The following is a 24357-nucleotide window of genomic DNA, read 5'->3' as shown; positions in this document are numbered from 1 at the left end:
ACCAGCGAAAGCGTGCCCTTAAGGCGGTTTGCGCCGCAGTGCAGCACAAAAAAATAGGCGCTGTCATCTGGCTGTTAAACAAACATTCTACTAAGCTCCCGATCGGATTGCACAGCCGTGCAATGGGAGGAGACATGATGAGCCAGGACGCGTTTCTGGAACTGAGTTCTGTTGCCTGCAGATACGGCAGCACCAAGGTTCTGAACGATATCAACCTCAGCATTGAGCGCGGCGAATTCGTTGCGCTGCTCGGCTCGTCGGGCTGCGGCAAGACGACCCTGCTCAGGGTTCTCGCAGGGTTCATCGCCCCTTCCTCCGGCAAGGTCTCCGTGCGCCACCGCGACGTGACCCATCTGCCGCCCGACAAGCGCGGCATGGCGCTGGTCTTCCAGTCCTACGCGCTTTGGCCGCATATGACGGTGGCGCAGAACATTGGCTACGGCTTGAAGCTCAAGGGCGTCGCAAAGGCGGACATCGCCAGCCGTGTCGCCGCCATGCAGACCCTTCTTGGCCTCGACGGGCTTGGAGCGCGCAAACCGGCAGCGCTCTCCGGCGGCCAACGCCAGCGCGTCGCCCTCGGGCGGGCGCTGGCGGTCGATCCCGAAATCCTGCTGCTCGACGAGCCGCTTTCCAACCTTGATGCCCGCATCCGCCTGACTGTGCGCCACGAGCTGCGGGCGCTGCAGCGGCGCCTCGGCATCACGGCAATCCACGTGACGCACGACCGCGAGGAAGCCATGGTGATGGCTGACCGCATCGTCATCTTGAATGCAGGGCAGATCGCCCAGCAGGGGACGCCGGAAGAGGTCTATAACCATCCTGCATCCGCCTTCGTTGCAGCCTTCATGGGCGCGGAGAACATGCTTGCACTCCAAGGCACGCCGCAGGGCGAAAGCTTCGCGATCGCAGCAGGTCCGGCCAATGCGGCGGGCAGCGTGCCGCTGTCCGGTCGCGGGCTGCGCGCCGGCGCCGTCGAGGCACGCTTCCGGCCGGAAGCCGCCCAGTTGTTGCCGCCCGACATGCCGGTCGCCGTGCCCGGCATGACCTTCGAAGGCGAGGTTGCGGCCGTCAGCTACCCCGGCGGCCACTGGCGCCATTCGGTGAAGCTCGGCAAAGGCGAGATCATGGCCGATGCGTCGCGCGCCTTCCAGCCGGGCAGCCGCGTCAAGGTGCATGTCGGCGCCGACGCGCTCTTCCTCTTCAATTCGCCGGAGTCCAACCCGGCCATTTCCGTTTCCCGGTCCGCGGCCGGGAAAGCGCACGCATGACTTTATCCCTTTGAACCCATGGAGACGTACTCATGAAGAGACTGACCTATGCAGCTTTCGCCGTCGCCCTCGCCGCCCTGCCCGTCAAGGCCGAGGACCTGACCGTCGCAACCGCCGGCGACCAGAACATGGTCGACTACATCAACCAGTATCTCGGACCGCTCTTTGAAAAGGCCTATCCGGGCAACACCGTCCGCGCCGTCGGCACCGGCCCCGGCGATGCCGGCTCGCAGAAGATCCTCGAGCGCTTCGACGCCCAGCAGGCTGCCAACAGCAGCGCTTGGGACATCGACGTCGCCGTCGTCCACGAGAAGTTTGCCGGCCCGATGGTCCAGAAGGGCTATCTCGAAAAGTACCGCGGCTCGATCGACACCGGCAAGCTCGTCTCGCGCGACAATGCCAAGAACGCACTCGGCTCCGACGTCGACGGCTATGTCATGCCGATGTTCAACAGCCAGACGGCGATCGCCTATAACCCGACGCTCGTTCCGAACCCGCCGAAGAGCTATACCGAGCTTGCCGAATGGGCCAAGGAACATCCGAAGCAGTTCGGCTACAACGGCATCAAGGGCGGCGCTTCCGGCGTCAGCTTCGTCATGGGCTGGATCTACGCCTTCGGCGGCGGCGATGCCAACAACCTGATGACCGGTCCGTTCAAACAGGACGAAACCACCAAGTGGGGCGACGCCTTCAAGAGCCTCGCAGACTTCACCAAGAACGCGACGTTGACTCCCGGCAACGCCGGCACGCTGGACCTGCTCTCCCGCGGCGAAATCGCCATGGGCCCGGTCTGGGTCGACATGTTCTACTCCTGGCAGGCCAACGGCCAGCTTCCGCCGGACCTGAAGCTCATCCTGCCTGCTCCGGGCATGCCGGGCCAGCCGATGCACTACGTCGTTCCGGCAAAGGCATCGCACAAGGATCTCGCCGAGAAGTTCATCGCGCTCGCTACCAGCCCTGAAGTTCAGGCTGACGGCATCGTGAAGAAGTTCAACTGGTATCCGGGCATCGACGCCCAGTACGTCAAGCCGAAGCTAGACGACGCGACCTGGAACAAGCTCTTCGTCGACATCACGCCGGATGACCTTGCCACCAAGGGCAAGCCCTTCCCGATCGCCCAGTACAACAACGCGATCCTCGAAGCCTACGAACAGTCGGTCAAGTAACGAAAACTGTCTTCTCCCCGACGGGGAGAAGATGTCCGAAGGACAGATGAGGGGGTAAGCGACGAAGGAGCGAACGGCCGGCGCAGGCAGGCCGCTTCCCAACCGAACCGCCCCCTCATCCGGCCCTCCGGGCCACCTTCTCCCCGAGGGGAGAAGGGAACAAGAAACGAGGTCGAACGATGTCCAGACGCCTCCTCGGTCTCCTGCTCGTGCTGCCGGCACTTGCGGTGATCGCCTTCCTCTTCATCTTGCCGCTGGTCATGTCGGCGGTCGGCGCTTTCCGCGTGGAAGACGGAGGCTTCGGCTGGCACAATTTTTACAAGACCTTCGATCTCTACACGAAAGACATCGTCTTTTCGGTGGTGATCATCACCATCTCGGCCATCCTCATCGGTCTCGCCTCGGTCGCGATCGGCGGCTATCTCACCCTCGGCGAACATCCGGTCGCTGTCGCAATACTGCGCTGGCTCTATCGCTGGCCGATGTTCATTCCCTTCATTGTCGTCGGCCAGATCCTGCGCACCTTCCTTGCCAAGAGCGGGCTGATGAACAGCACGCTGATCAGCCTCGGCCTGCTGACGCCGATCGACGCACAGAGCTACCTCGACTGGCGCGGCATCGTCATTGCCTTCGTCTGGAAGCAGACACCTTTCGTCGCCCTGCTCGTCGCCGGCGCCATGGCGTCGGTCAACCGCGACACGATCGAGGCCGCCCGCAATCTCGGCGCCTCGCGGCTGCGCATCCTTTTTGAAGTCCTCGTCCCGCAGGTTTCGGTGACGCTGACCGTCGGCCTCATTCTTTCTTTCGTGACCATGATGTCGGTTCTTTCCGTGCCACTGATGATCAATGCACAATCGCCGACGATGCTGACGGCCGACATAGCCTTCCGTGTGAACGCCTATGGCGACTATGGCGTCGCCAACGCGCTCGGACTTGTATCGCTGGTGCTCGCCTCGTCGGTCGCCTGGATCTACCTGCGCCAGAGCCTGAAGGAGCGCGCATGACCACCGCCACGCTTTCTGCTTCGCAAGCGCATCCCGCGGCTACCCTCTGGTGGATCCCTCGCGCCATCATCTTCGGGCTGCTTGCCTTTTTCATCTTCGGTCCGCTGGCAAACCTCCTGCTCTGGACGGTGGCGGAGAAGTGGTACTTCCCGCACAGCCTGCCGCTGCAATACGGCTTCAGCAGCTGGGCCAAGGTCTTTGCGCCCCGTGGCGGCGCGTTGGAGTCGCTCAGCAATTCACTGATTGTCGCCGTGCTGACCGTCGTCCTGTCGCTGCTTCTGGCGGTCCCGGCCGGCTATGCGCTGGCGCGGCTGAAGCTACCCTTCCGGGCGCTGATCCTGCTTGCCTTCCTCATACCCCAGGCCTTTCCGAACCTGACGGTCTATGTGAACGTCGCGCGTATCTTCTACGAGATCCGGCTGAACGGCACGATCCTCGGCGTCGTGCTGGTGCATGCGTCTCATGGACTGGTCTATGCGGTGTGGATTGCGACTGCGGCCTTTTCGGCAATCGACGAGGAACTGGAGCAGGCAGCGCGCTCCACCGGCGCCGGTGCTTTCCGCGCCTTTATGGACATCACCCTTCCCCTTGCCGCGCCAGGGCTGATGGCGAGCGCCATCTTCGTCTTCCTCGAAAGCCTCGACGAATTCACCGGCAGCTACTTCGTCGGAGCACCGGATGTGAACATGCTGCCGCTATTGCTCTATACTGCAGGCGCCGGTGGGAATTATCAGATCGCCTCGATCACCGCCCTCTTGCTGCTCATTCCATCCTTGGCTTTTATGCTAATCGTTGAGAGATTCCTGAAGGCAGACGTCCTGTCCCGTGTGGGGCACTGAGAGATTGCCATGAACGACGGCCCGACGAACGACGCAAAGAGCCAGCGCAAAGAGCGGATGCGCTTTGTGAGTGCCGAGCAGGTTGCGCAACTCGCGGGCGTCTCGCGCTCCGCGGTGTCGCGCACTTTTACGCCGGGCGCCAGCGTCGCGCCCGCGACCCGCGAAAGGGTGCTGAAAGCCGCCGAAGAGCTCGGCTATCACGTCAACGACCTCGCGCGCGGCGTGCTCGCCAACCAGAGCCGGCTTGTCGGCATCGTGGCGACGAAGCCGGAAGTGGGCTTTCGCGCCCATCTGGCAGCAGCGCTCGCCAAGTTCCTGATCCAGCGCGGCAGCATTCCGATCCTCATCAACACCGGTCAAACCGAAGAGGAACTGCTCGCGGCCCAGAAGATGCTGATCGGCCACCGGGCCGAAGCGACGATCATTCTTTCCGGCTCGCCACCCGCCAACTTCGTGGAGCTCGCGCACCGCAACGGCCAGCCGCTGGTGGTGATCGGCCGCACGGAGCCGGATGCAGACCATGTCAGGGCGGGGAACTCCGAAGCTTCCCGCAAGGCGGCGAAGGCATTTTTCGACCAAGGCCGCCGGCGGCTTGCTGTCGCCGCTTCCGATTCGGCGACGTCCAGCATCGCAGAGCGCGAAACCGCCTTCAAGGCGGCAGCCGAGGCCCTTGGGGCGACCGTCTCGATCGGCCGCGGCAAGGATTCCGACTATGACAGCGGCATTGCCGCTGCAAAGCAGCTGTTTTCCGAGGCTGAACGGCCGGACGCGGTCTATTGTGCGAATGACCAGATCGCCTTCGGGCTCATGGACTATGTCCGCACCACGCTCGGGCTGCGCATCCCCGAAGACGTTGCCGTCATCGGCTTCGACGACGTGCCGGAGGCGGCCTGGCTGAGCTACCGGCTCACGACGTTCCGGCAGGACCCTGTCGTGATGGCGCGCCGCGCCGTCGAGCTGATGGAAAAGCGCCTTGCCAACCCCGACCTGCCCCCCGCCTATGAACGGGTCATCCCAGAGCTGATCATCCGGGACAGCTTCGTACCCTGACCCAGAAAGACATCCATGCATTGCGAATTCCCCTATGATCCGCGTTTCGTACTCGCACGCCAAGTGATCCTCGACGCCGCCACGAGGGCGCGTTCTTATTTTGCCGATCTCGCCTCGTTGGAGAGCAGCCAGAAGCTCAACGGCCAGGATGTCGTGAGCGAAGCCGACAAGGCGATCGAAGCGCTGATCCGCGCAAGGATCGCTGCGAGCTTTCCGGATGACGGCGTGCTCGGCGAGGAGGAGGGCCTCAAAGAAGGACCATCCGGCTATCTTTGGGTGATCGATCCGATCGACGGGACCAGCTGTTTTATCCATGGCATCGACCAATGGTGCATTTCGATAGCCGTCATGAAGGGCAACGACACGGTGCTGGGGCTGATCTGCCAGCCGTCGACCGGCGACCTTTTCGTCGCGAAGAAAGATGCCGGGGTACAGCTCAACGGACGGCCGGTGCATGTCAGCCGTACAAGCACGATTTCGACCGGCCTGCTCGGCGTCGGCGCCAATTTCCGCATTCCGCTGCGGCAGGTCTCTTGCTTCATTCAACTCCTGCTCGAGGCGGGCGGCATGTTCATCCGCAACGGCTCCGGCGCGCTGATGCTGGCGCAGGTCGCCTGCGGCCGCCTTGCCGGCTACTACGAGCCGCATATTAATGCCTGGGATTGCGCGGCTGGTCTGCTGATGGTCCGGGAAGCCGGCGGGTGGACCGCCGAATTTCCAGGTGAAGGCCGCACCCTCCAAACCGGCGGCCCCGTCATCGCCGCGGGAGCACAGATGCGTGAAGAACTGCTCGCACTCGTCGCGCGCTCACTCGAAGACGCCGGAACCTTTTCATGAAGCTCATCCATATTTCCGATTTCCATCTCGTTCCAGCGGGTCAGATGCTGCTCGGCCTCGATCCAGCGGCGCGCATGGATGCATGCCTTTCGGATATCGAAAGGTTCCATTCCGATGCGGCGCTGGTCGTCGTCTCGGGCGATCTTTCCGAAACCGGGGGGGAAGAGACCTACCGTATCCTCAAAGAGCGCGTTTCGCGTTCGCCGCTGCCCATTCGGCTGATGCTCGGCAATCACGATGTCCGGGCAAACTTTGCGGCCGTGTTCCCGGATCAGATGAGCGGCAACGGCTTTGCGCAGGCTGCAATCGACCTGCCCCGGGGCCGGGTGATCACGCTCGATACACTCGACGACGGCAAGGTGACGGGCAGGCTCTGCGCCACCCGGATTTCATGGCTCAGGGAAAGGCTCGAAGAAGCGAGGGACCGCCCCGTCTGTATTTTCATGCATCACCCTCCGGCGAGGGTGCATATTCCAGCGCTTGACCGCATCGGCCTTGCCGAGCCTGAGGGTTTCTTCGATCTCGTGAGGGGGCACGACAACGTGCGGCATGTTTTCGCCGGCCATCTGCACCGCCTCGTCACCGGCAACTGGCAGGGCGTTCCCTTCACCATCCTGCGCAGCACGAACCACCAGACGGCGCTCGATTTCGTCTCGGAGAAGACCTCCAATGCGTTCGAGGCGCCGCTTTATTCGATCATCTTCGCCGAACCGGATTCGCTCGTCATCCACTTCCACCAGTTTCAGGATTAGCTGGCGAAGCTGCTTTCCGGAAACGTTTTCCTATGGCAATAAGGACGGATTACACGTTTCGGCCCGGGAGGAAGATCGCCGCAGATGAAAGGTATCCGCCAGCTTGCCGAGAATCTCGATATCTCGATTGGGACTGTTTCCCGTGCGCTGAATGGCAAGCCTGACGTCAACGAGGAAACGCGCAAGCGTGTGCTTGCTGCTGCCGAAGAGCTCGGCTACGTAGCGAACCAGTCCGGCCGCAGCCTCAGGCAAGGGACTACCAATGCCATCGGCCTGATGATCGAATCCAACAAGGAAACGGTCGAAAACAGCGACAACTTCTTTCTTGGCCTGACGGGCGGTCTGCAGAGCGTGTTTTCGCGACACAAGCTCGACCTAGTGATGCTCCCCTGCCCGAGCGACGAAGACCCGTATGAGTATCTGAAGCGCATGGTGGCGCGGCGTGTCGTCGACGCGATGATCATTTCGGCAACGCAGAGAATTGACCGGCGTATCGACCTTTTGGTGAAGGCGAAGATACCCTTCGTGGCGCTCGGACGCAGTTCGTCAGGCGGAAACCACCCGTGGATCGACCTTGATTTCGAGGGTGTCGCGGCATCGGCGGTCGCGCGGCTAGTCGCCAAGGGACATCGCAAGATCGCAGTCGCCGCACCGTCGAGCGATATTAATCTCGGCTATATTTTCGTCGACGCCTATCGGCAGGCGCTCGAGCGGCACGGCATGAAATACGACCCGAAGCTCGTCATCCGCGTCAAGTCGAGCGAGCAAGGCGGCTATCAGGCCGGGCACGAATTGCTGCTGTTGGACAGCAAGCCGACGGCCATCATCCTGATCTACGAGCTGATGGCGATCGGCCTCTACAGGCGGCTCATGGAGGCTGGTGTCGTGCCAGGCCGGGATCTGGCCGTGATCGGCTTCCGCGAAGAGCCGCGTGCAAAATTTCTGCAGCCGGCGCTCACCTGCTTCCGCATGTCGCTGCGCGATCTCGGCGTCGAACTTGCAGAGACGCTGCTTGCAGCCATGCCCGCCTATGCAAACTTCTATCCAAAAGGGGCGCACAACACGATCTGGCCGCTGGAACTGGTTCCCGGCGAAAGCGATGCCTTTTCCCTCGAGCCTTGAGAAAGGCCGCGCTCAATTCAAGCGCGGCTCTGATTGTCATTCGGCAGGTGCTGCGGCAGCACGGCGGCCAAGAGCCACTTGTGTCACGATGAAGGCGAACAAAGCGCAGACCGCGATACCCGCCGCCATCGGAAGCGCCGTGCCATCGGCAAAGAGGCTCGACACGACCATCGCGACGGCCGCGATGACGAAATGCAGTGTGCCCATCAGCGACGAGGCAGTGCCGGCGATCTCGCCGTGATCCTCCAGAGCAAGAACCGCGCTCGTAGGGATGACGAGACCGAGGAAACCGTAGCCGGCAAAGAGGAATGCGGCCATCACAGGAAGCTGGTTGAGGCCGCTCGCCATCACGACCGCCATGACCACCATGACAAGGGAAAAAGCGGTAACTGCGGTGCGCATGACGCGAACGAGGCCGAAACGTTCGCCGAGCCATCCGGTCGCCTGCGACACTGCGAAGAACGATACCGCATTGATCGAGAAGGCGAAGCTGTATTGCGTCGGCGTCAGGCCGTAATGCTGGATGAGCACGAAAGGCGAGTTCGCCAGATAGACGAGGAAGCTCGAAATCCCGAGCCCGCCGATGAAGGTCAGCGTCAGAAAGTTCTTGTCACGCAGCAAGAAACGATAGGCTGACATCGCGCTGCCGAGGCCGCTGCCCTTGCGGTCCTTCTCCGGGCGGGTTTCATCGAGCTGGGTCGCAAGCAGGAGAAGCCCGATGAAGGCGGCGACCATGACCGCCCAGAAGACGCCGCGCCAGCCATAGAACTCGATGACGGCGCTGCCGGCAAGCGGAGCGAGAATGGGCGAGATCGAGAAGACGAGCATCAGGAGCGACATCAGGCGGGCAGCCTGCACGCCGGTATGCATATCCCGGACGACGGCACGCGGAATGACCATGCCCGCCGCACCGCCGATGCCCTGGATGAAACGGAAGGCAATCAAGGTCTCGATGTTCTGCGCCAGCGCGCAGCCGACGCTGGCGATAGTGAAGATGCCGATGCCCAGGTAGAGCGGCAGCTTGCGGCCCCACATATCCGACAGCGGCCCGTAGAGCAGCTGGGCAAGTGCAAAGGAAATGAAGAAGGAAAGCAGGCTCAGCTGGGTTACGCTGTTATCCGAGCCCAGATCAGCGCCGATGGACGGCAGAGCCGGCAGGTACATGTCGATGGCAAACGGACCTATGGCCGACAAAAGGCCAAGGACGAGCGCCATGCGAAAGAATGAAGCAGTCATTTTGGTGATCTTTCATAAAAGCGCAGCGGTTCAATGATAATTGGTCGCTGTCGCGACGCGCTTGGGAGAAGCGTCAGCGAATACAAACCGATGTGTCAACTATTTTGGACATGCGTGTACAATTAGACAGCATTGTCTAAAACGTCAAGACGCCTTATCTTTGACGCATGAAAAATCTCGCGACACCCGAAAAGAGATCGGACGGTCCAACCCAGCGCGGCCAGTTCAAGAAGCGCGCCTCTATCCTGGAAGCGGCCGCGGATGTTTTCTGCCGCCAGGGCTTTGCGGGGGCCAGCCTCGATGAGATCGCGGTGGAGGCCCATGTCTCCCGTCAAACGATCTACAATCATTATTGCGAGAAGGAGACCTTGTTCGTCGCCGTCGTTGATGACGTTCTGAAGCGCGCCAATTCGATGCTTTTTTCGATGCTCGCAACGTTTCCGGCAAATGCGGCCAATCTGGAAGAGGACCTCGTGGCCTTTTTGATCCGCATCAACAAGAACTGCGTCTGCAACCAGGATGGAAAATTTCTCCGTCGCCTCGTTCAAACCGAGGGCGAGCGCTACCCGCATCTGTTCGAGACCTGGCGCCAGCAGGGTCCCGACCGGATCATCTCCGCGCTTGGCGCTCTTTTTGCGCGGCTGAGCGCAGGCGGTGCGTTGAAGATAGACGATTTCGATGTCGCGGCGCGGCAATTCCTTGCTCTCGGAAATGCGGACCTGCAGATCATGATGCTGTTCGGCCAGGCGCCGACAGACGAACAACTCGAAAGTGCCGCCCGCAACGCGGTGCGGACGTTCCTTCGGGCCTACGGCGCTGACAAGCTCGCGGCCGGGGCACAACTTGCCGCCGTCAGTGGCTGACTTTCAGGCGAACGCCCGCATTTGCGCCGGCACCGCGGCCAACATACCGTTGCGGTGCGCGACAGCATATTTCAGGGACTGTTCGACGACCGATGGCATGACCGGCTTGCTGACGACGCCGAGCGTACCTTTTACTCCTCCCGCGACCATCTCGGGATTAGCTGTCATGAAGACAACGGCGATGCCATAATCTTCCGCTAGCCTGCGGCCGATTTCCGGCCCGGTTGCACCGTCCGACAAATTGACATCCACAAAGGCAATGTCAGCTGTGGGGGCATAGCGCAGTGCCTGGTCCTTGTTTGCAGCAAATCCCGTCACTTCCATACCCATGGAGTGAACGGTCGCTTCGAGATCGAGGGCGATCAGGAACTCGTCCTCCACTATCAATACTCGCTGATTCATCTGGTTATCCCATAGCCAGCTACGCAAGACATTCGTGGCCATCACCCCATCCCCCGTTGACCCAGGCACGCGAAAGATGTCGTCCCGGCCGGATTAACGTCGCCGGAACTTGAGTCGATAACGACGTCGAGCGAGAAATGTTCCGAGCCGATACGCTTAATTTTTAAGTTAACTATTTGGTAGGGTTGACAAATTCTTAAAGGCCCCGCGGAGCACTTTTCCGCAAGAGCTGCCGCGAAGGATATTCTCAGCAGCTCTTTATGGCCGGTGCTTTGAGGTCGTGTTGACAAGTTTTCGCACTGGCTGGAGAGTGCCACAATCCAGCGCCAGGGATCCCGGGGGTAACTATGTCTGCACGCTCGCTCTTTGCAGTCGTCGCAATAGCTGTTTCAGCCATCATGACGAGTGTTCCCGCAATAGCTGCGGAAACGAAGCGTGATATCCAGACGATCAAGGACGCCGATTTCTTCGGCTTCGACCTGAGAACGGAACAGAATGTCTCGCTCGACCAGTGCAAGGCGTCTTGCATAGGCGACAAGAGCTGCAAGGCATTCACCTATAATCCAAAGGTGAAGTGGTGCTTCCTGAAATCCGACTTCAAGACGATGAACGCTTTCCCCGGCGCCATAGCGGGCCGGATCGTCGAAACCGCAGCCGGGCCGCAGGAAGCAGATATCGGCGCAGCCCCTCGCCTCGGCTTCCTCTCCGCCGACCTGATCCAGCAGGCACGCGACGTCAAGGCCAATCTGGCGCTTACCGAAGCGCAACAAGGCCAGACCGTCGATAGCCTGACCGCCACGGCGCGGCTCGATCTCACTGCCAACAATCTTGCAAGCGCGGTCGAAGCCTTTCACGGAGCGCTGGCGTTGACGCCTGATGACGCCGATCTCTGGCTGGAGACGGCCCGCGCAGCAAATTCCCTTGGCGGCACCGACAGTCAGGCTTTCGGCCAGGCGGTTCTCGATGCGTTGAACGGCTATGAACTGACCCGCACGGCTTCAAAACGCGCCGATGCGCTTGCCGTGCTTGCGGTCTCGCTGGAGAAGAGCTCTAATTTCCGCGCGGCCCTCAACGCTTACAAGGCGAGCCTCGCGCTGGCGAATTCCAGGGACGCGCAGGCCGCCTACCTGAAGCTCAAGTCGGAACAGGGCTTCCGCATCACCGAGCACAATGTCGATGCCGACAGCGCAACGCCGCGCGTCTGCGTGACCTTCTCGGAATCGCTCGTGAAGACGGTGGACTACGCGCCCTTCGTGACGCTGAACGGACAGACGCCGAAGGCGCTCGAAGCCAAGGACAAGCAGATCTGCGTGGAAGGGCTGGTTCACGGAGAGACCTACAAGATCGCCTTCCGCACCGGCCTGCCCTCATCCGTCGACGAAGTGCTGGAAGCACCTGTCAGCCTCGACATCTATGTCAAGGACCGCAGCCGGATGGTGCGGTTTACCGGCGACAGCTTCGTGCTGCCTTCGACCGCGCGCCGCGGCATTCCGCTCGTTTCCGTCAATCTCGACTCCGCCGACCTGAAGCTCTACCGCATCGGCGATCGCGGCATCGCACCGCTTCTCGTGAGCTCGCAGTTCCTGACGCAGCTCGACGGTTACAGCGCGCAGAATATCGAGGAGCAAAGCGGCGAACTCGTCTGGAAGGGTTCGATCGAGATCGCCGACGACCTCAACAAGGATGTCGTGACCAGCTTCCCGGTCGATGAGGCGTTGCCCGAGCGCAAGCCCGGCGTCTACGTACTGATCGCTTCGCCCACCAACGCGCCCGACAACGAATGGGATTCGAAGGCGACGCAGTGGTTCGTCGTTTCCGATATCGGCGTCACCACCTATGCCGGGACGGATGGGCTCAACGTCTTTACGCGTTCGCTCGCCTCTGCCAAGCCGATCGCCGGCGTCGAGCTGCAGTTGCTTGCCAAGAACAACGAAGTCCTCGGCACCGCGAAGACGGATGAGAACGGCCGCGCCACCTTCACAGCCGGATTGATGCGCGGCACGGCCGCGCTGTCGCCCGCGGTCATCACCGCCAGGAACGGCGCATCCGACTACGTCTTCCTCGACATGACGCGCGCCGGCTTCGATCTCTCCGATCGGGGCGTGACGGGCCGCGCATCGCCCGGTGCGATCGATGTCATGACGTGGACCGAGCGCGGGATCTATCGCGCCGGCGAGACGGTGCACGCATCGGCCCTAGCCCGCGATGTCGATGGCAAGGCGATCGAAAACCTGCCGCTGACCTTCATCTTCATGCGTCCTGACGGGGTCGAGGACCGTCGCGTCGTCAAGCAAAACAGCGATCTCGGCGGCTATGTGATCGATCTGCCGATTCCGGAAAACGCCATGCGCGGCACCTGGACGATGAACGTCCATACGGATCCCAAGGGATCGCCGATCGGCACGAAGAGCTTCCTCGTCGACGATTTCGTGCCGGATCGCACCGACATGGAGCTGAATACCGATGCCAAGGAGATCGGTCCCGATACGCCCGCAACGATCGACATCAGCGGCAAATATCTCTATGGCGCCCCGGCAGCCGGCCTGACGCTCGAGGGTGATGTCGTCATCAAGCCGACGCGCGAGAACAAGGCTTTCCCGGGCTACGTCTTCGGCCTCGCCGACGAAGAAGCAACCGAGGAGACCCGCGAGCCGATCGACGGCCTGCCCGAGCTTGACGAGAACGGCGGAGCCTCGACCGAGCTCACCGTCGGCGATCTGCCGGCAACCAGCCAGTTGCTGAATGCCACCGTCTATATCCGCATGCAGGAAGCGGGCGGCCGGGCTCTGGAACGCTCGCTGGTGATTCCGGTCAAGAACCAGGGGCCGATGATCGGCATCAAGCCGGAATTTTCGGGCGATGCAGCCGAGAACTCAACCGCCAACTTCAATGTGATCGGCGTCTCGACCAACGGCCAGAAGCAGGAGACGAAGGGGTTTCGCTGGAAATTCTACAATCTCGACCGTGAATACCAGTGGTACCGCGAGGGGACGGCCTGGAAATATGAACCGATCTACAATGCCCGGCAGGTCGCGAACGGCACGATCGACGCGAGCCTCGATGGCGGCAAGATTTCCGTCCCCGTAGGCTGGGGTCGCTATCGGCTCGAGGTTGAAAGCCCTGACGCAGACGGCCCAACCTCCAGCGTCGAATTCGATGCCGGGTGGATGGTGGAGTCCATCTCGACCGAAACGCCGGATGGCCTCGAGATCGCACTCGACAAGGAGAGCTACAAGGTCGGCGAGACGGCGAAGCTGAAGGTCACTTCGCGCTATGGCGGCGAGCTGATGGTGACAGCAGGCACGGAAAACCTCGTTGCTGTCAAGAACGCCACGATGGGCGAGACCGGCGGCGAGGTCGATATCCCCGTCACCGCTGAATGGGGCGCCGGCGCCTACGTCACCGCCACGCTTTTCCGTCCGGGTGCCAGCCAGGACAGCCATATGCCAATGCGCTCGATAGGCGTCAAATGGCTGAAGGTCGATCCGGAGCAGCGAGCGCTGCAGGTGAAGGTCGATGCGCCGGAAAAGATGCTGCCACGGGGCCCGCTGAACATCAGCCTCGCGGTTGCAGGAGCCGGAGCAATTGAGGACGCCTATGTGACGGTCGCCGCCGTTGATGTCGGCATTCTCAATCTGACGCGCTACGAGGCGCCCAATCCGGAAGACTGGTATTTCGGCCAGCGCCAGCTCGGCCTCGAAATCCGCGACCTCTACGGCCGCCTCATCGACGGCTCGCTCGGAGCAACCGGCAAGCTGCGCACCGGCGGCGATGGCGGCGCGGTAGCGCTGCAGGGCAGCCCTCCGACGCAGAAGCTCGTCGCCTTCTTCTCGGGTCCGGTAAAACTCGATGCCGAGGGTAAAGCGAATGTCAGCTTCGACGTTCCGCAGTTCAACGGCACGGCGCGCATCATGGCGGTCGCCTGGTCGAAGGACGGCGTCGGCCACGGCGTCAAGGACGTCATCGTCCGCGATCCGGTGGTGGTCACGGCCAGCCTGCCGAAATTCCTGGCACCGGGAGACAAGGCGGAACTCCGCCTCGACATCGCTAATACCGATGCGCCAGCCGGTGATTTCAAGATCGCCGTTACGGGTAATGATGCCGTCGGCGTTGAGGAAGCCTCTGCCTCCCGGACGATCCATCTCGATGTGGGCGCCAAGTCCGACCTGACGCTATCCCTGATCGGCAAGCAGCCAGGCGACGGCGCCCTTTCGATCAATCTCTCGGATGCCTCAGGCCTGTCGCTGGACCAAACACTCGATGTGCCGGTTCGCCCATCGTCGCTGTCCGTTACCGAGCGACGGGTGATCGCGCTCAAGCCCGGGGCCAAGCTGACGATCGACAAGGAGCTTCTGGCAAACAGCGTTCTGCCGGGGGCCTCGGTCAGCGTGAATGTGACGCGTTCGGCGGCGTTCGACATTCCCGCGCTGCTGATGGCGCTTGACCGCTACCCCTTTGGCTGCGCCGAGCAGACGACGAGCCGGGCATTGCCGCTTCTCTATCTCAGCGAGCTTTCGAGGCAGAACGGGCTCGAAGACGATGCGGATATCGGGAAGCGCGTGCAGGATGCGATCTATCGCGTGCTTTCCTATCAGGCCTCGGCGGGCAGCTTCGGCCTTTGGGGCCCGGATTCCGGCGACCTGTGGCTCGACTCCTATGTCACCGATTTCCTCACGCGTGCCCGCGAAGAGAAGTACGATGTTCCGGACCACGCGCTGGTCCAGGCGCTTGAGAACCTGCAGAATGCGCTGAGCTACGACGTGAACGTCAAGACGCAGGGCGATGAGATTGCCTATGCGCTCTATGTTCTCGCGCGCAACAGGAAAGCTTCGATCAGCGATCTGCGCTATTACGCCGACACGATGATCAACGACTTCCCGACGCCGCTCGCGAAGGCGCATATCGCCGCGGCCCTGGCGCTCTATGGCGATGCGACGCGATCGAAGAACATCTTCGTCGACGCCTTGCAGATGACCAATGATTCCATGGTTCATCGTGTCAACCTTTCCCGCACCGACTATGGCTCCATCCTGCGCGACGGAGCGGCGATCCTCGCGCTTGCCGCCGAAAGCCGGCCGGTGCCGCCGGTCATTCCGGAACTGGCAAAGGCCGTTGCCAGGGAATGGGACCGCAGCAAGTGGAAGAGCACGCAGGAAGAGGCCTGGATGCTGCTTGCCGCCCGCGCGATCCAGAGCGGTGACGACGCACTGAAGGTCGACGTCAACGGCGCGCTGCATACCGGCGCTTACATGGCCAAGATGAGCGGCGATGCGCTCCTGAGCAATCCGCTGACCTTGACAAGCGCCATGACGGAGCCCGTATCGGCGGTCGTGACCACGGTCGCAGCGCCCACTGTCCCGCTCCCCGCCGGTGGCGACGGCTTTACCATCGAGCGCAGCTACTACACGCTCGATGGCGAACCGGCGAATGTCAGCGAGGCAAAGCAGAACGAACGCTATGTCGTCGTGCTGCATGTGACGGAAAGCAATGCCTGGCCGTCGCGCATCATCATAACCGACCTGCTGCCCGCCGGCTTCCAGATCGACAATCCGAGCCTGGTCGACAGTGCCCAGCTCACCAATTTCGACTGGATCGGCGAACAGACGGCGGCGCATACCGAATTCCGCAACGACCGCTTCGTTGCGGCCTTTAACCGGACCTCGGACGACAATCGCGAGATCAATGTCGCCTACGTCGTCCGCGCCGTGACGCCCGGCACCTACGACCATCCGGCAGCAACCGTCGAGGACATGTATCGCCCCGAGCTTTCGGCGCGTACGGCAACCGGCAAGATGGAGGTCATCGCGGCACCCTAATGCGGCTCTGGCACAAGCTCTCGATCGGAACTGCTGCCGGTACAATCCTGGCCGGTGCAGCTTTGTTCGCCCTCGACCTGGCCGACAGGGCCTATCCGCCACCCCTCGACAAAACGGATGCCGTATCGGCGGAAGTGCTGGATGTGGACGGACAATTGCTTCGCGCCTTCGCAACATCAGAAGGCCGTTGGCGGCTGAAAACAACCGTCGCAGACGTCGACCCGCAATTCGTTCGGATGCTGGTCGCCTACGAGGACCGGCGGTTCTACGATCATCATGGCATCGATCCGCTGGCGGTCGGGCGCGCGGCGCTGCAGCTCGTCACCAACGGCCGCATCGTTTCCGGAGCCTCGACACTTTCCATGCAGGTCGCGCGGCTGATCGAGCCCCGAGCGGGACGCTCGCTCTCGGCGAAATTCCTGCAGGTCGTACGTGCCATTCAGATCGAACGGCGGCTTTCGAAGGAGCAGATCCTTAATCTCTATCTGACGCATGCGCCCTATGGTGGCAATCTGGAAGGGGTGCGCGCCGCAAGCCTTGCCTATTTCGGCAAGGAGCCGAAGCGGCTGACGGTGGCTCAGGCCGCCCTCCTCGTCGCCCTGCCCCAGCTTCCCGAAAGGCGAAGGCCGGACCGCAATCTCGCAGCCGCCGAAGCTGCCCGTAAACGGGTTCTGGAGCGCGTCGCCGTCGTCGACGCCATCGGCGGCGAGGCCGAACGCGCCGAAGCAACGCTCGTGCCTGCGCGCCGCATGCAGCTGCCGGCCCTCGCCGCACACGTCGCCGAAGCGGCCTTGCGCAAGGCGCCGCAGGAACGCGAGCACAAGACCACGCTCAAGAAGCAGGTACAGGAAGGCTTGGAGCTCGCCGCAAAAAATGCGGCCATGCGGCTTGGCCCGAAGCTCTCGGTCGCCATGGTTATGGCCGATGCCCGTAGTGGCGAAATCATCGGCGAGGTCGGCTCGGCCGATTATTTCGATGCCAGCCGGTCCGGCTGGATCGACATGACGCGTGTCAACCGCTCGCCCGGCTCCACGCTGAAACCCTTCATCTACGGGCTTGCCTTCGAGCAAGGGCTGGTGAACCAGGAAACGATCATCGAAGACCGGCCGGCCGATTTCTTCGGCTACCGCCCGCGCAATTTCGACATGAGCTATCAGGGCGACGTGACGGTGCGCGAGGCATTGCAGCTTTCGCTGAACGTACCGGCCGTGAGGCTTCTCGACGCCATCAATCCGGCGCGGCTCCTGGTGCGCTTCCGCCGCGCCGAGGTCCACCCTGTCCTGCCGCCGAACGAGACGCCCGGTTTGGCGATCGGCCTCGGCGGCGTCGACATTACACTCAAGGACCTCGTGCAGCTCTACACGGCGCTCGCCAACAAGGGCGAGCCGGTGCGGATCGGCGATGGCGTGACGGGAAAGCCCGGCAAGATCGAGGGCGAGCCGCTGCTGGAGCCGGTCGCCGTCTGGAACGTCACCGACATTCTTTCCGGCGTCATTCCGCCCGCAGGCGCCGCGCAGCGCGGCATCGCCTACAAGACGGGCACCAGCTACGGCTACCGCGACGCCTGGTCGGTCGGCTACGACGGGCGCTATGTCCTCGGCGTCTGGGTCGGGAGGCCGGACAATGGCGCAGTGCCGGGATTGACCGGTTACGGCACGGCGGCGCCGATCCTGTTCGAGGCTTTTGCGAAATCGGGCATTGCGACAACTCCGCTAGCGCGCCCGCCATCCGGAGCAATGCGCATCGCCCAGGCCGATCTGCCGGTCAGCCAAAGGCGCTTTTCACTGAATGCCAGCGGGCTGCTTTCCAATTCCAGCCGCGAACCGGCACCGCAGATCGTTTATCCGCCGGAGGGCGCGCATGTCGACCTCGGTGCAAATAACGGCGACCTTTCGCCATTGATGCTGAAACTGCAGGGTGGCCGCGCACCGTTCCGATGGCTTGCGAACGGCAAACCCCTTCCCGATCTTTCGCGCCGCCGCACGAATCAATGGATGCCTGACGGAGCCGGCTATTCGAAACTCACGGTGATCGATGCGATGGGCCGCGCAGCGAGCGTCGGCATTTTTGTCGACTAGGAACTGCGGGCCCGCCAATCATGTAATTTTTGCGTTTGAAGAATGCGGATTGTCGGTATCAGCTGGTTCAGCACGTCCTTGGGTCAAGCAGTGCGAGGAGGAAGCGATGAGAGAGTTGATCCTGACAATGGCAATGTCGCTCGACGGTTTCGTCAGCGGCCCCGACGGCGAAATCGAATGGATATTTTCCGGTGATGAAGAGGCCATCGCCTGGAAGGTGGATAACGCGTGGAATGCCAGCCTGCACATCATGGGCAGCCGCACTTTCAGGGGCATGGCCGCCTTCTGGCCCAACTCGACAAGCGTATTCTCGCCGCCGATGAACCAGATTCCGAAGGCCGTCTTTTCAAAACAAGGGCCGGCGATCCTAACGGCCGCGGCAAGCGCCCAGACGGGGCAATTGCAGCCCGGTGCGGAAAGCTGGGGCGAAGCCTATATGGCGAGCGGCGATCTGGCCGAGGAAATCGCCAGCCTGAAGGCTGGGGATGGCAAACCGATTATCGCTCATGGCGGCGCCACCTTTGCACGCAGTCTCATCGCCCATGACCTAGTCGATCAATATATGCTGATGCTGTATCCTGTTGTCCTCGGCAAGGGCCTGCCGATCTTCTCCGATGTCGCCTCGCCAAGGAACCTCAAGCTGGTCAGCTCGAAGACCTTTCCCAAAGGCTCGGTGGCGCAGATTTACCGGCCGGCGTGAGTTGGCTTGAGATTGGATGTGTTCAGATGCGGTCGTGTACCTAACTAAAAGAGAATAGCGGGAACAAAAGGCCAGTTGCCGTCGTTCCGGGCCGTCTCCTCTAGCAGCAGGCGGATATGGCGCTTCCGACTTCGACATATCGCATTCAATTCCGCAACGGCGTGACGTTCGACCGCGTGGTCGAATGCGTGCCCTATCTCAAGGCGCTCGGCATCAGCCACCTTTACGCCTCACCGATTTTCACCGCGACGACGGGTTCGACGCATGGCTATGACGTGACCGATGCCAATGAGATTGATCCTGCTGTCGGCGGCCGCGAGGGCTTCGACCGGCTGAGCGACGCGTTGCGAGAGGCCGGGCTCGGCCTGATCCTCGATATCGTGCCAAACCACATGGCCGCTTCGACGGAGAATCCGCGGTGGCGAAGCGTGCTGCAGCTTGGGCAGGAAAGCCCTTATGCGGCCTATTTCGATATAGACTGGAGCGAAAGGCTGACACTGCCGATCCTCGGCAAGCCATTGGAAGAGGCGCTCTCGGGCGGCGAATTGCGGCTGGCGCATGATGCCGAGAGCGGGGAACTGGCGCTTGGATATTTTGAGACCCTTCTGCCGCTTAGACCCGGCAGTACCGATCTACCTGCAGCAAACCCCGACGATCTGGCGTTGGACGAGCTCTCAAAAGACAAAAAGCTGATTGCCCGCCTCCACGAAGCCCAGCATTGGCAGCTGATATACTGGAAGGACGCCCAGAAACATCTGAGTTACAGGCGCTTCTTCGAGGTGACGGGACTGGTGGGACTGCGCGTCGAAGACGAGAAGGTCTTCGCAGAGACGCACCGGCTCACTCTTGAACTCGTGCGATCAGGCCGGGTGCAGGGATTGCGGGTCGATCATATCGACGGATTGGCCGACCCGAAGCAGTACCTGGAGAGGCTTCGCTCGGCAACAGGATCGGAAACCTACATCGTCGTCGAGAAGATCCTCGGCCATGACGAGACCTTGCCCGCAAGCTGGCCGGTTGCCGGGACCACGGGCTATGAGTTCATTTCGGCACTCAGCCAGCTCTTCATCGATAGTGAAGGTCTGCGGCAGCTCGGCGCGGCCTATTCAGCGCTCGCGCCCGAAATGTCAGACTTGGACGCCAGCTTTCGCACGACCAAACGATTGATGGTGGAGCGGAATTTCGAAGGCGAGGCGGCGCGGCTGGTGAGTATCGTGCGCTCCGCCCATCCAGACCTCGACCGGACTGCAATTGCGGCGGCCATCCGGGAGTTGCTGATCGCTTTTCCGGTTTACCGCACATACGGCAGCAACGGCCCGCTCGACGTGCCGGACGCGGTGGTGCTCGCCAATGCCGCCTCCATGGCGACTGAAAAGCTTGCAAACCACGACGCGCTCGATCTGGTCGTGCGGTTTTTGCGAGGCGAGAAGGCTGGCGCGACGGCAGAAGAATTCCGCCGCCGCTTCCAGCAATTGAGCGGGCCCATCATGGCAAAGGCCGTCGAGGATACCCTCTTCTACCGATACGACCGATTGCTTGCCGCAAACGAAGTCGGCGGTGAAGCGGACATGAAGGCCGGTGGCTTCGAGACTTTCCATGGCCTGATGCAGGAGCGCGCGCAGGTGCAGCCGCACGGGCTTTCCGCAACGTCGACCCATGACACCAAACGCGGCGAGGATACCCGGGCAAGGCTCTACACCTTGAGCGAAGGAGCGGATGTCTGGGCGCAGGCCGTGGAGCGCTGGCGCGAGATGAACCGCGAGCATCTGATCGAGCTGCCTGGCGGCCTGACGCCGGAGCCGAATATCGAATGGATGCTTTACCAGGCGCTCGCCGGCATCTGGCCCGAAGATTTTTCGAATGGGCAGGCAGAAGCACTGACCGGGCGCTTTACGGCTTACGCGGAAAAGGCGATCCGCGAGGCAAAGCTGCATACAAGCTGGGACGAACCGCATGCCGCCTACGAGGCGGGAGTGAAGGCTTATGCGGCGTCATTGCTCGCCTCTACCAACCTCGCTTTTCACGAGGACTTCGCCGAGGTGGTGCGGCCATTCATGGAAGCCGGCTATTTGAACAGTTTGTCACAGACGCTGATCAAGCTGACGGCGCCTGGAATACCCGATATCTATCAAGGTGCCGAAATCTTCGATTACAGCCTCGTCGATCCGGATAACCGCAGGTCCGTCAACATGGCGGCGCTGTCTGCCAGCCTCTCCGAGGGAGCGTCGGTTGCAAGGCTGACGGTTCCGGCCCTGAAGCAGCGGATCGTGGAAATCGGCCTTCATCTTCGGCAGCGGCGGCCGGAGCTCTTTGCGAAAGGTTCCTATGTGCCGCTTGAGGTGTCCGGCAGCCGGAAGGATCATGTCGTCGCCTTTGCGCGGCACTTGAACGGAACCTATGCGATCACCGTCGTACCGCGGCTGATGTTCGGCTGGCTCGATCCGGGCGTGCTGTTCGCCGGGCCGGAATTCTGGAACAACACGGCGATCAAAATGCCTGCCTCTCTTCAAGGCCTCAAGTGCGATCTTCTGACCGGCAGAATGCTCGATCCCGGCGGCGAACTATTGCTCTCGGCGTTGCTCGGCGGCCAACCCGTAGCTCTCATAGAGCCTAATTGACGGCGTTGAAAATTATTCCCTTGACCTTCCAGTTGCTGGAAGGTTCATAAGCCTATCCACTGCCCCATGGGGCAACGGAGAAGCCTATGAATACGCATGATCACCACCATCCCGGCGCTGGCAGTTGCTGCGCTCACGACCATGCCGGTGCCAGCGAAGCCGTTTTTGCGCGCGACCCGGTCTGCGGCATGATAGCGGATCCGGACGCTGGCAAACCCAGCCTCGACTACCAGGGCCACACCTATCATTTCTGCTGCGACGGCTGCTGGAAGAAATTCGAAGCAAGCCCGCAGGACTATCTGACGGCCAAGGACCCTGTCTGCGGCATGTCCGTCGATCGCTCAACGGCCCAGCATTTCCTGAAGCATGAGGGCGAGAAGTTCTATTTCTGCTCGGCGGGCTGCAAGGCAAAATTCGAGGCCGATCCGCAAGCCTATCGCGATGGAAGCCGGCCAGGGCCGAAGCCGATGCCGAAGGGCACCCAATATACCTGCCCGATGCATCCGGAAGTCATCAGCGATCACCCCGGCGACTGCCCCAAATGCGGCATGGCGCTCGAGCCGATGGGCATTCCGCCTGAAGACGAAGGGCCGAACCCGGAACTCGTTGATTTTACGCGGCGGCTCTGGATCAGCGCGGCATTGGCCATTCCGCTTCTTGCGCTCAGCATGGGGCCGATGCTCGGGCTGCCGCTGCGCGAAGCGATCGGCGAACCGCTTTCGAGCTGGATTGAGCTTGTGCTCGCAACGCCCGTCGTGCTTTGGGCGGCACTGCCCTTCTTCCGGCGCACCTTTGCCTCGCTCCGCAACCGCAGCCCGAACATGTGGACGCTGATCGGCCTCGGCGTTGGCACGGCCTATGTCTACAGCGTGGTGGCAACGCTTGCGCCCGGTCTCTTTCCCATGAGCTTCCGGGGGCATGGCGAAACAGTGCCCGTCTATTTCGAGGCTTCGGCCGTCATCGTGGCGCTGGTCTTCGTCGGCCAGGTGCTGGAACTGAAGGCGCGCGAGCGAACCGGCTCAGCTATCCGGGCACTGCTCGACCTCGCGCCGAAGATGGCCCGCCGCATCAATGCCGACGGCAGCGAGACGGATGTCGACGTGGACGATATCGCCGCGGGCGATCGGCTGCGGGTGCGGCCGGGTGAGCGCGTGCCCGTCGACGGATCGGTCAGCGAGGGCCAATCGACAGTCGACGAATCGATGATCACCGGCGAGCCGATTCCGGTCGAGAAGACCGTAGGCGATCCCGTCACCGGTGGCACGATCAACCGGAACGGCAGTCTCGTGATGACCGCCGAACGGGTCGGCGCGGAGACGACCCTGTCGCGCATCGTCGATATGGTCGCGAAGGCGCAGCGTTCCCGGGCGCCGATTCAAAATGCAGTCGATCGGGTTTCGGCCGTTTTCGTGCCTGCCGTCGTTCTGACGGCGATCATCGCCTTCGCCGCCTGGGCCGCCTTTGGGCCGGAACCACAAATGGCGCACGGACTGCTGGCCGCAGTTGCCGTACTCATCATCGCCTGCCCGTGTGCGCTGGGCCTGGCAACGCCGATGTCGATCATGATCGCGACCGGCCGCGGCGCGCAGGAAGGCGTGCTGATCAAGGACGCCGAAGCGCTAGAGCGCTTTTCGAAGGTCGACACGCTGATCGTCGACAAGACCGGCACGCTGACCGAAGGCAAGCCGCACCTGACGGACGTGGTGCCCGTCGGCGGCACGAATGAACAGCGGCTGCTCCTGCTCGCCGCGAGCGTGGAGCGCGGCTCCGAACATCCGCTGGCCGAGGCGATCGTTTCCGGTGCTGAGGAGCGTGGCATCAAGCCGATTGATGTCACCGGCTTTGAAGCCGTCACCGGCAAGGGCGTGAAAGGCAATGCTGATAACGCCACCGTGGCGCTCGGCAACGCAGCGATGATGAGCGATCTCGGCATCGATACTGCACCCCTTGCCGAAAAGGCCGGAGCTCTGCGCGACGAAGGCAGGACCGTCATGTTCGTCGCTATCGACGGCGTTCTTGCCGGTCTCGTCTCGGTTGCCGATCGCATCAAGCCGACGACCGCGCAGGCGATCCGCGCACTGCACGAGAGCGGCTTGCGCATCATCATGGCGACCGGAGATAGCGAGCGCACCGCAAAAGCCGTCGCAAGAAGCCTAGGCATCGATGAGGTGCGCGCCGACGTGCTGCCGGAAGGCAAGAAAGCGCTGATCGATGAACTGCATACCAACGGCGCAATCGTCGCCATGGCTGGCGACGGTGTCAACGACGCTCCGGCGCTTGCGGCTGCGGATGTCGGGATCGCCATGGGAACGGGTGCCGATGTTGCGATGGAAAGCGCAGGCATTACCTTGGTGAAGGGCGACCTCAATGGGATCGTACGTGCACGGCGGCTGGCCGAAGCGACAATGCGCAACATCCGGCAGAATCTCGGCTTCGCCTTCGGCTACAACGCCCTCGGCGTCCCGGTCGCGGCAGGGGTCCTCTACCCCATCTTTGGCCTGCTGCTTTCGCCGATGATTGCGGCAGCGGCCATGAGCCTGTCGTCGGCTTCGGTGATCGGCAATGCGCTGAGACTGCGATTCGAAAGGCTGTGAAAGGACAGGAAG

At 62.1% G+C, this 24357-nt stretch carries 16 protein-coding genes; 14 read left to right on the top strand and 2 right to left on the bottom strand.

What is annotated here, in order from left to right; all coding sequences use genetic code 11:
* The first annotated feature begins 137 nt into the window (after nt 1–137).
* From HGP14_RS11145 to HGP14_RS11110, 8 genes are all read left to right on the top strand, one after another.
* Nucleotides 138–1268: an ABC transporter ATP-binding protein gene (locus tag HGP14_RS11145; protein WP_168829901.1), complete on the top strand. Its 1131-nt coding sequence runs from the start codon at nt 138–140 to the stop codon at nt 1266–1268.
* A 32-nt stretch (nt 1269–1300) separates the two neighbouring features.
* The gene (locus HGP14_RS11140; RefSeq protein ID WP_168829900.1) at nt 1301–2434 is read left to right on the top strand and encodes an extracellular solute-binding protein; all 1134 of its coding nucleotides are present in this window, start codon (nt 1301–1303) and stop codon (nt 2432–2434) included.
* A gap of 179 nt (nt 2435–2613) precedes the next feature.
* Nucleotides 2614–3438, top strand: coding sequence for an ABC transporter permease (locus HGP14_RS11135; RefSeq protein WP_168829899.1), 825 nt, complete (start codon nt 2614–2616; stop codon nt 3436–3438).
* Nucleotides 3435–4277, top strand: coding sequence for an ABC transporter permease (locus HGP14_RS11130; RefSeq protein ID WP_168829898.1), 843 nt, complete (start codon nt 3435–3437; stop codon nt 4275–4277). The genes HGP14_RS11135 and HGP14_RS11130 overlap by 4 nt, the downstream gene beginning before the upstream one ends.
* 9 nt (nt 4278–4286) lie before the next feature.
* The gene (locus HGP14_RS11125; RefSeq protein WP_168829897.1) at nt 4287–5327 is read left to right on the top strand and encodes a LacI family DNA-binding transcriptional regulator; all 1041 of its coding nucleotides are present in this window, start codon (nt 4287–4289) and stop codon (nt 5325–5327) included.
* Between the two features lie 15 nt (nt 5328–5342).
* The gene (locus HGP14_RS11120) at nt 5343–6164 is read left to right on the top strand and encodes an inositol monophosphatase (RefSeq protein ID WP_168829896.1); all 822 of its coding nucleotides are present in this window, start codon (nt 5343–5345) and stop codon (nt 6162–6164) included.
* Nucleotides 6161–6916: a phosphodiesterase gene (locus tag HGP14_RS11115; protein WP_168829895.1), complete on the top strand. Its 756-nt coding sequence runs from the start codon at nt 6161–6163 to the stop codon at nt 6914–6916. Before HGP14_RS11120 ends, HGP14_RS11115 begins: the two co-directional genes overlap by 4 nt.
* 84 nt (nt 6917–7000) lie before the next feature.
* A complete protein-coding gene (locus HGP14_RS11110; RefSeq protein WP_168829894.1) occupies nt 7001–8038 on the top strand; it encodes a substrate-binding domain-containing protein in 1038 nt (345 codons plus the stop codon).
* A 36-nt stretch (nt 8039–8074) separates the two neighbouring features.
* On the opposite strand, the gene HGP14_RS11105 is transcribed toward HGP14_RS11110, so the two are convergent.
* Nucleotides 8075–9274, bottom strand: coding sequence for a multidrug effflux MFS transporter (locus HGP14_RS11105; protein WP_168829893.1), 1200 nt, complete (start codon nt 9272–9274; stop codon nt 8075–8077).
* 167 nt (nt 9275–9441) lie between these two features.
* Between HGP14_RS11105 and HGP14_RS11100 the strand changes: the two genes are divergently transcribed.
* Nucleotides 9442–10137, top strand: a complete 696-nt coding sequence (locus HGP14_RS11100) for a TetR/AcrR family transcriptional regulator (protein WP_168829892.1) — start codon at nt 9442–9444, stop codon at nt 10135–10137.
* Between the two features lie 3 nt (nt 10138–10140).
* Here HGP14_RS11100 and HGP14_RS11095 read toward each other — a convergent pair whose 3' ends face one another.
* Nucleotides 10141–10581, bottom strand: a complete 441-nt coding sequence (locus HGP14_RS11095) for a response regulator (protein ID WP_168829891.1) — start codon at nt 10579–10581, stop codon at nt 10141–10143.
* A 305-nt stretch (nt 10582–10886) separates the two neighbouring features.
* Between HGP14_RS11095 and HGP14_RS11090 the strand changes: the two genes are divergently transcribed.
* From HGP14_RS11090 to HGP14_RS11070, 5 genes are all read left to right on the top strand, one after another.
* Entirely contained in the window at nt 10887–16355 is a 5469-nt protein-coding gene (locus HGP14_RS11090; protein ID WP_168829890.1) for an alpha-2-macroglobulin family protein, read from the top strand.
* Nucleotides 16355–18433 (top strand): penicillin-binding protein 1C, encoded by a 2079-nt coding sequence (pbpC, locus tag HGP14_RS11085; RefSeq protein ID WP_168829889.1) that lies wholly within the window; start codon nt 16355–16357, stop codon nt 18431–18433. The genes HGP14_RS11090 and pbpC overlap by 1 nt, the downstream gene beginning before the upstream one ends.
* Nucleotides 18434–18539: 106 nt before the next feature.
* The gene (locus HGP14_RS11080) at nt 18540–19133 is read left to right on the top strand and encodes a dihydrofolate reductase family protein (protein ID WP_168829888.1); all 594 of its coding nucleotides are present in this window, start codon (nt 18540–18542) and stop codon (nt 19131–19133) included.
* Between the two features lie 116 nt (nt 19134–19249).
* The gene (gene treY, locus HGP14_RS11075; RefSeq protein ID WP_168829887.1) at nt 19250–21751 is read left to right on the top strand and encodes a malto-oligosyltrehalose synthase; all 2502 of its coding nucleotides are present in this window, start codon (nt 19250–19252) and stop codon (nt 21749–21751) included.
* A gap of 86 nt (nt 21752–21837) precedes the next feature.
* Nucleotides 21838–24345 (top strand): heavy metal translocating P-type ATPase, encoded by a 2508-nt coding sequence (locus tag HGP14_RS11070; protein ID WP_168829886.1) that lies wholly within the window; start codon nt 21838–21840, stop codon nt 24343–24345.
* Nucleotides 24346–24357 lie beyond the last annotated feature (12 nt).

The organism is Rhizobium sp. P32RR-XVIII, from assembly GCF_012641395.1.
In the GTDB taxonomy this organism is placed as follows: Bacteria; Pseudomonadota; Alphaproteobacteria; order Rhizobiales; family Rhizobiaceae; genus Rhizobium.
The sequence above is the reverse complement of the archived record's forward strand: the minus strand, read 5'-3'. Positions and strand labels throughout refer to the sequence as shown.

Bases quoted from the DNA above. Each gene is read 5' to 3' on its own strand.
- HGP14_RS11130 (WP_168829898.1), top strand. From the start codon at position 3,435: ATGACCACCGCCACGCTTTCTGCTTCGCAAGCGCATCCCGCGGCTACC.
- HGP14_RS11080 (WP_168829888.1), top strand. From the start codon at position 18,540: ATGAGAGAGTTGATCCTGACAATGGCAATGTCGCTCGACGGTTTCGTC.
- HGP14_RS11095 (WP_168829891.1), bottom strand. From the start codon at position 10,581: ATGGCCACGAATGTCTTGCGTAGCTGGCTATGGGATAACCAGATGAAT.
- HGP14_RS11110 (WP_168829894.1), top strand. From the start codon at position 7,001: ATGAAAGGTATCCGCCAGCTTGCCGAGAATCTCGATATCTCGATTGGG.
- HGP14_RS11100 (WP_168829892.1), top strand. From the start codon at position 9,442: ATGAAAAATCTCGCGACACCCGAAAAGAGATCGGACGGTCCAACCCAG.
- HGP14_RS11135 (WP_168829899.1), top strand. From the start codon at position 2,614: ATGTCCAGACGCCTCCTCGGTCTCCTGCTCGTGCTGCCGGCACTTGCG.
- pbpC (WP_168829889.1), top strand. From the start codon at position 16,355: ATGCGGCTCTGGCACAAGCTCTCGATCGGAACTGCTGCCGGTACAATC.
- HGP14_RS11145 (WP_168829901.1), top strand. From the start codon at position 138: ATGAGCCAGGACGCGTTTCTGGAACTGAGTTCTGTTGCCTGCAGATAC.
- HGP14_RS11105 (WP_168829893.1), bottom strand. From the start codon at position 9,274: ATGACTGCTTCATTCTTTCGCATGGCGCTCGTCCTTGGCCTTTTGTCG.
- HGP14_RS11120 (WP_168829896.1), top strand. From the start codon at position 5,343: ATGCATTGCGAATTCCCCTATGATCCGCGTTTCGTACTCGCACGCCAA.
- HGP14_RS11125 (WP_168829897.1), top strand. From the start codon at position 4,287: ATGAACGACGGCCCGACGAACGACGCAAAGAGCCAGCGCAAAGAGCGG.
- HGP14_RS11070 (WP_168829886.1), top strand. From the start codon at position 21,838: ATGAATACGCATGATCACCACCATCCCGGCGCTGGCAGTTGCTGCGCT.
- HGP14_RS11140 (WP_168829900.1), top strand. From the start codon at position 1,301: ATGAAGAGACTGACCTATGCAGCTTTCGCCGTCGCCCTCGCCGCCCTG.
- HGP14_RS11115 (WP_168829895.1), top strand. From the start codon at position 6,161: ATGAAGCTCATCCATATTTCCGATTTCCATCTCGTTCCAGCGGGTCAG.
- HGP14_RS11090 (WP_168829890.1), top strand. From the start codon at position 10,887: ATGTCTGCACGCTCGCTCTTTGCAGTCGTCGCAATAGCTGTTTCAGCC.
- treY (WP_168829887.1), top strand. From the start codon at position 19,250: ATGGCGCTTCCGACTTCGACATATCGCATTCAATTCCGCAACGGCGTG.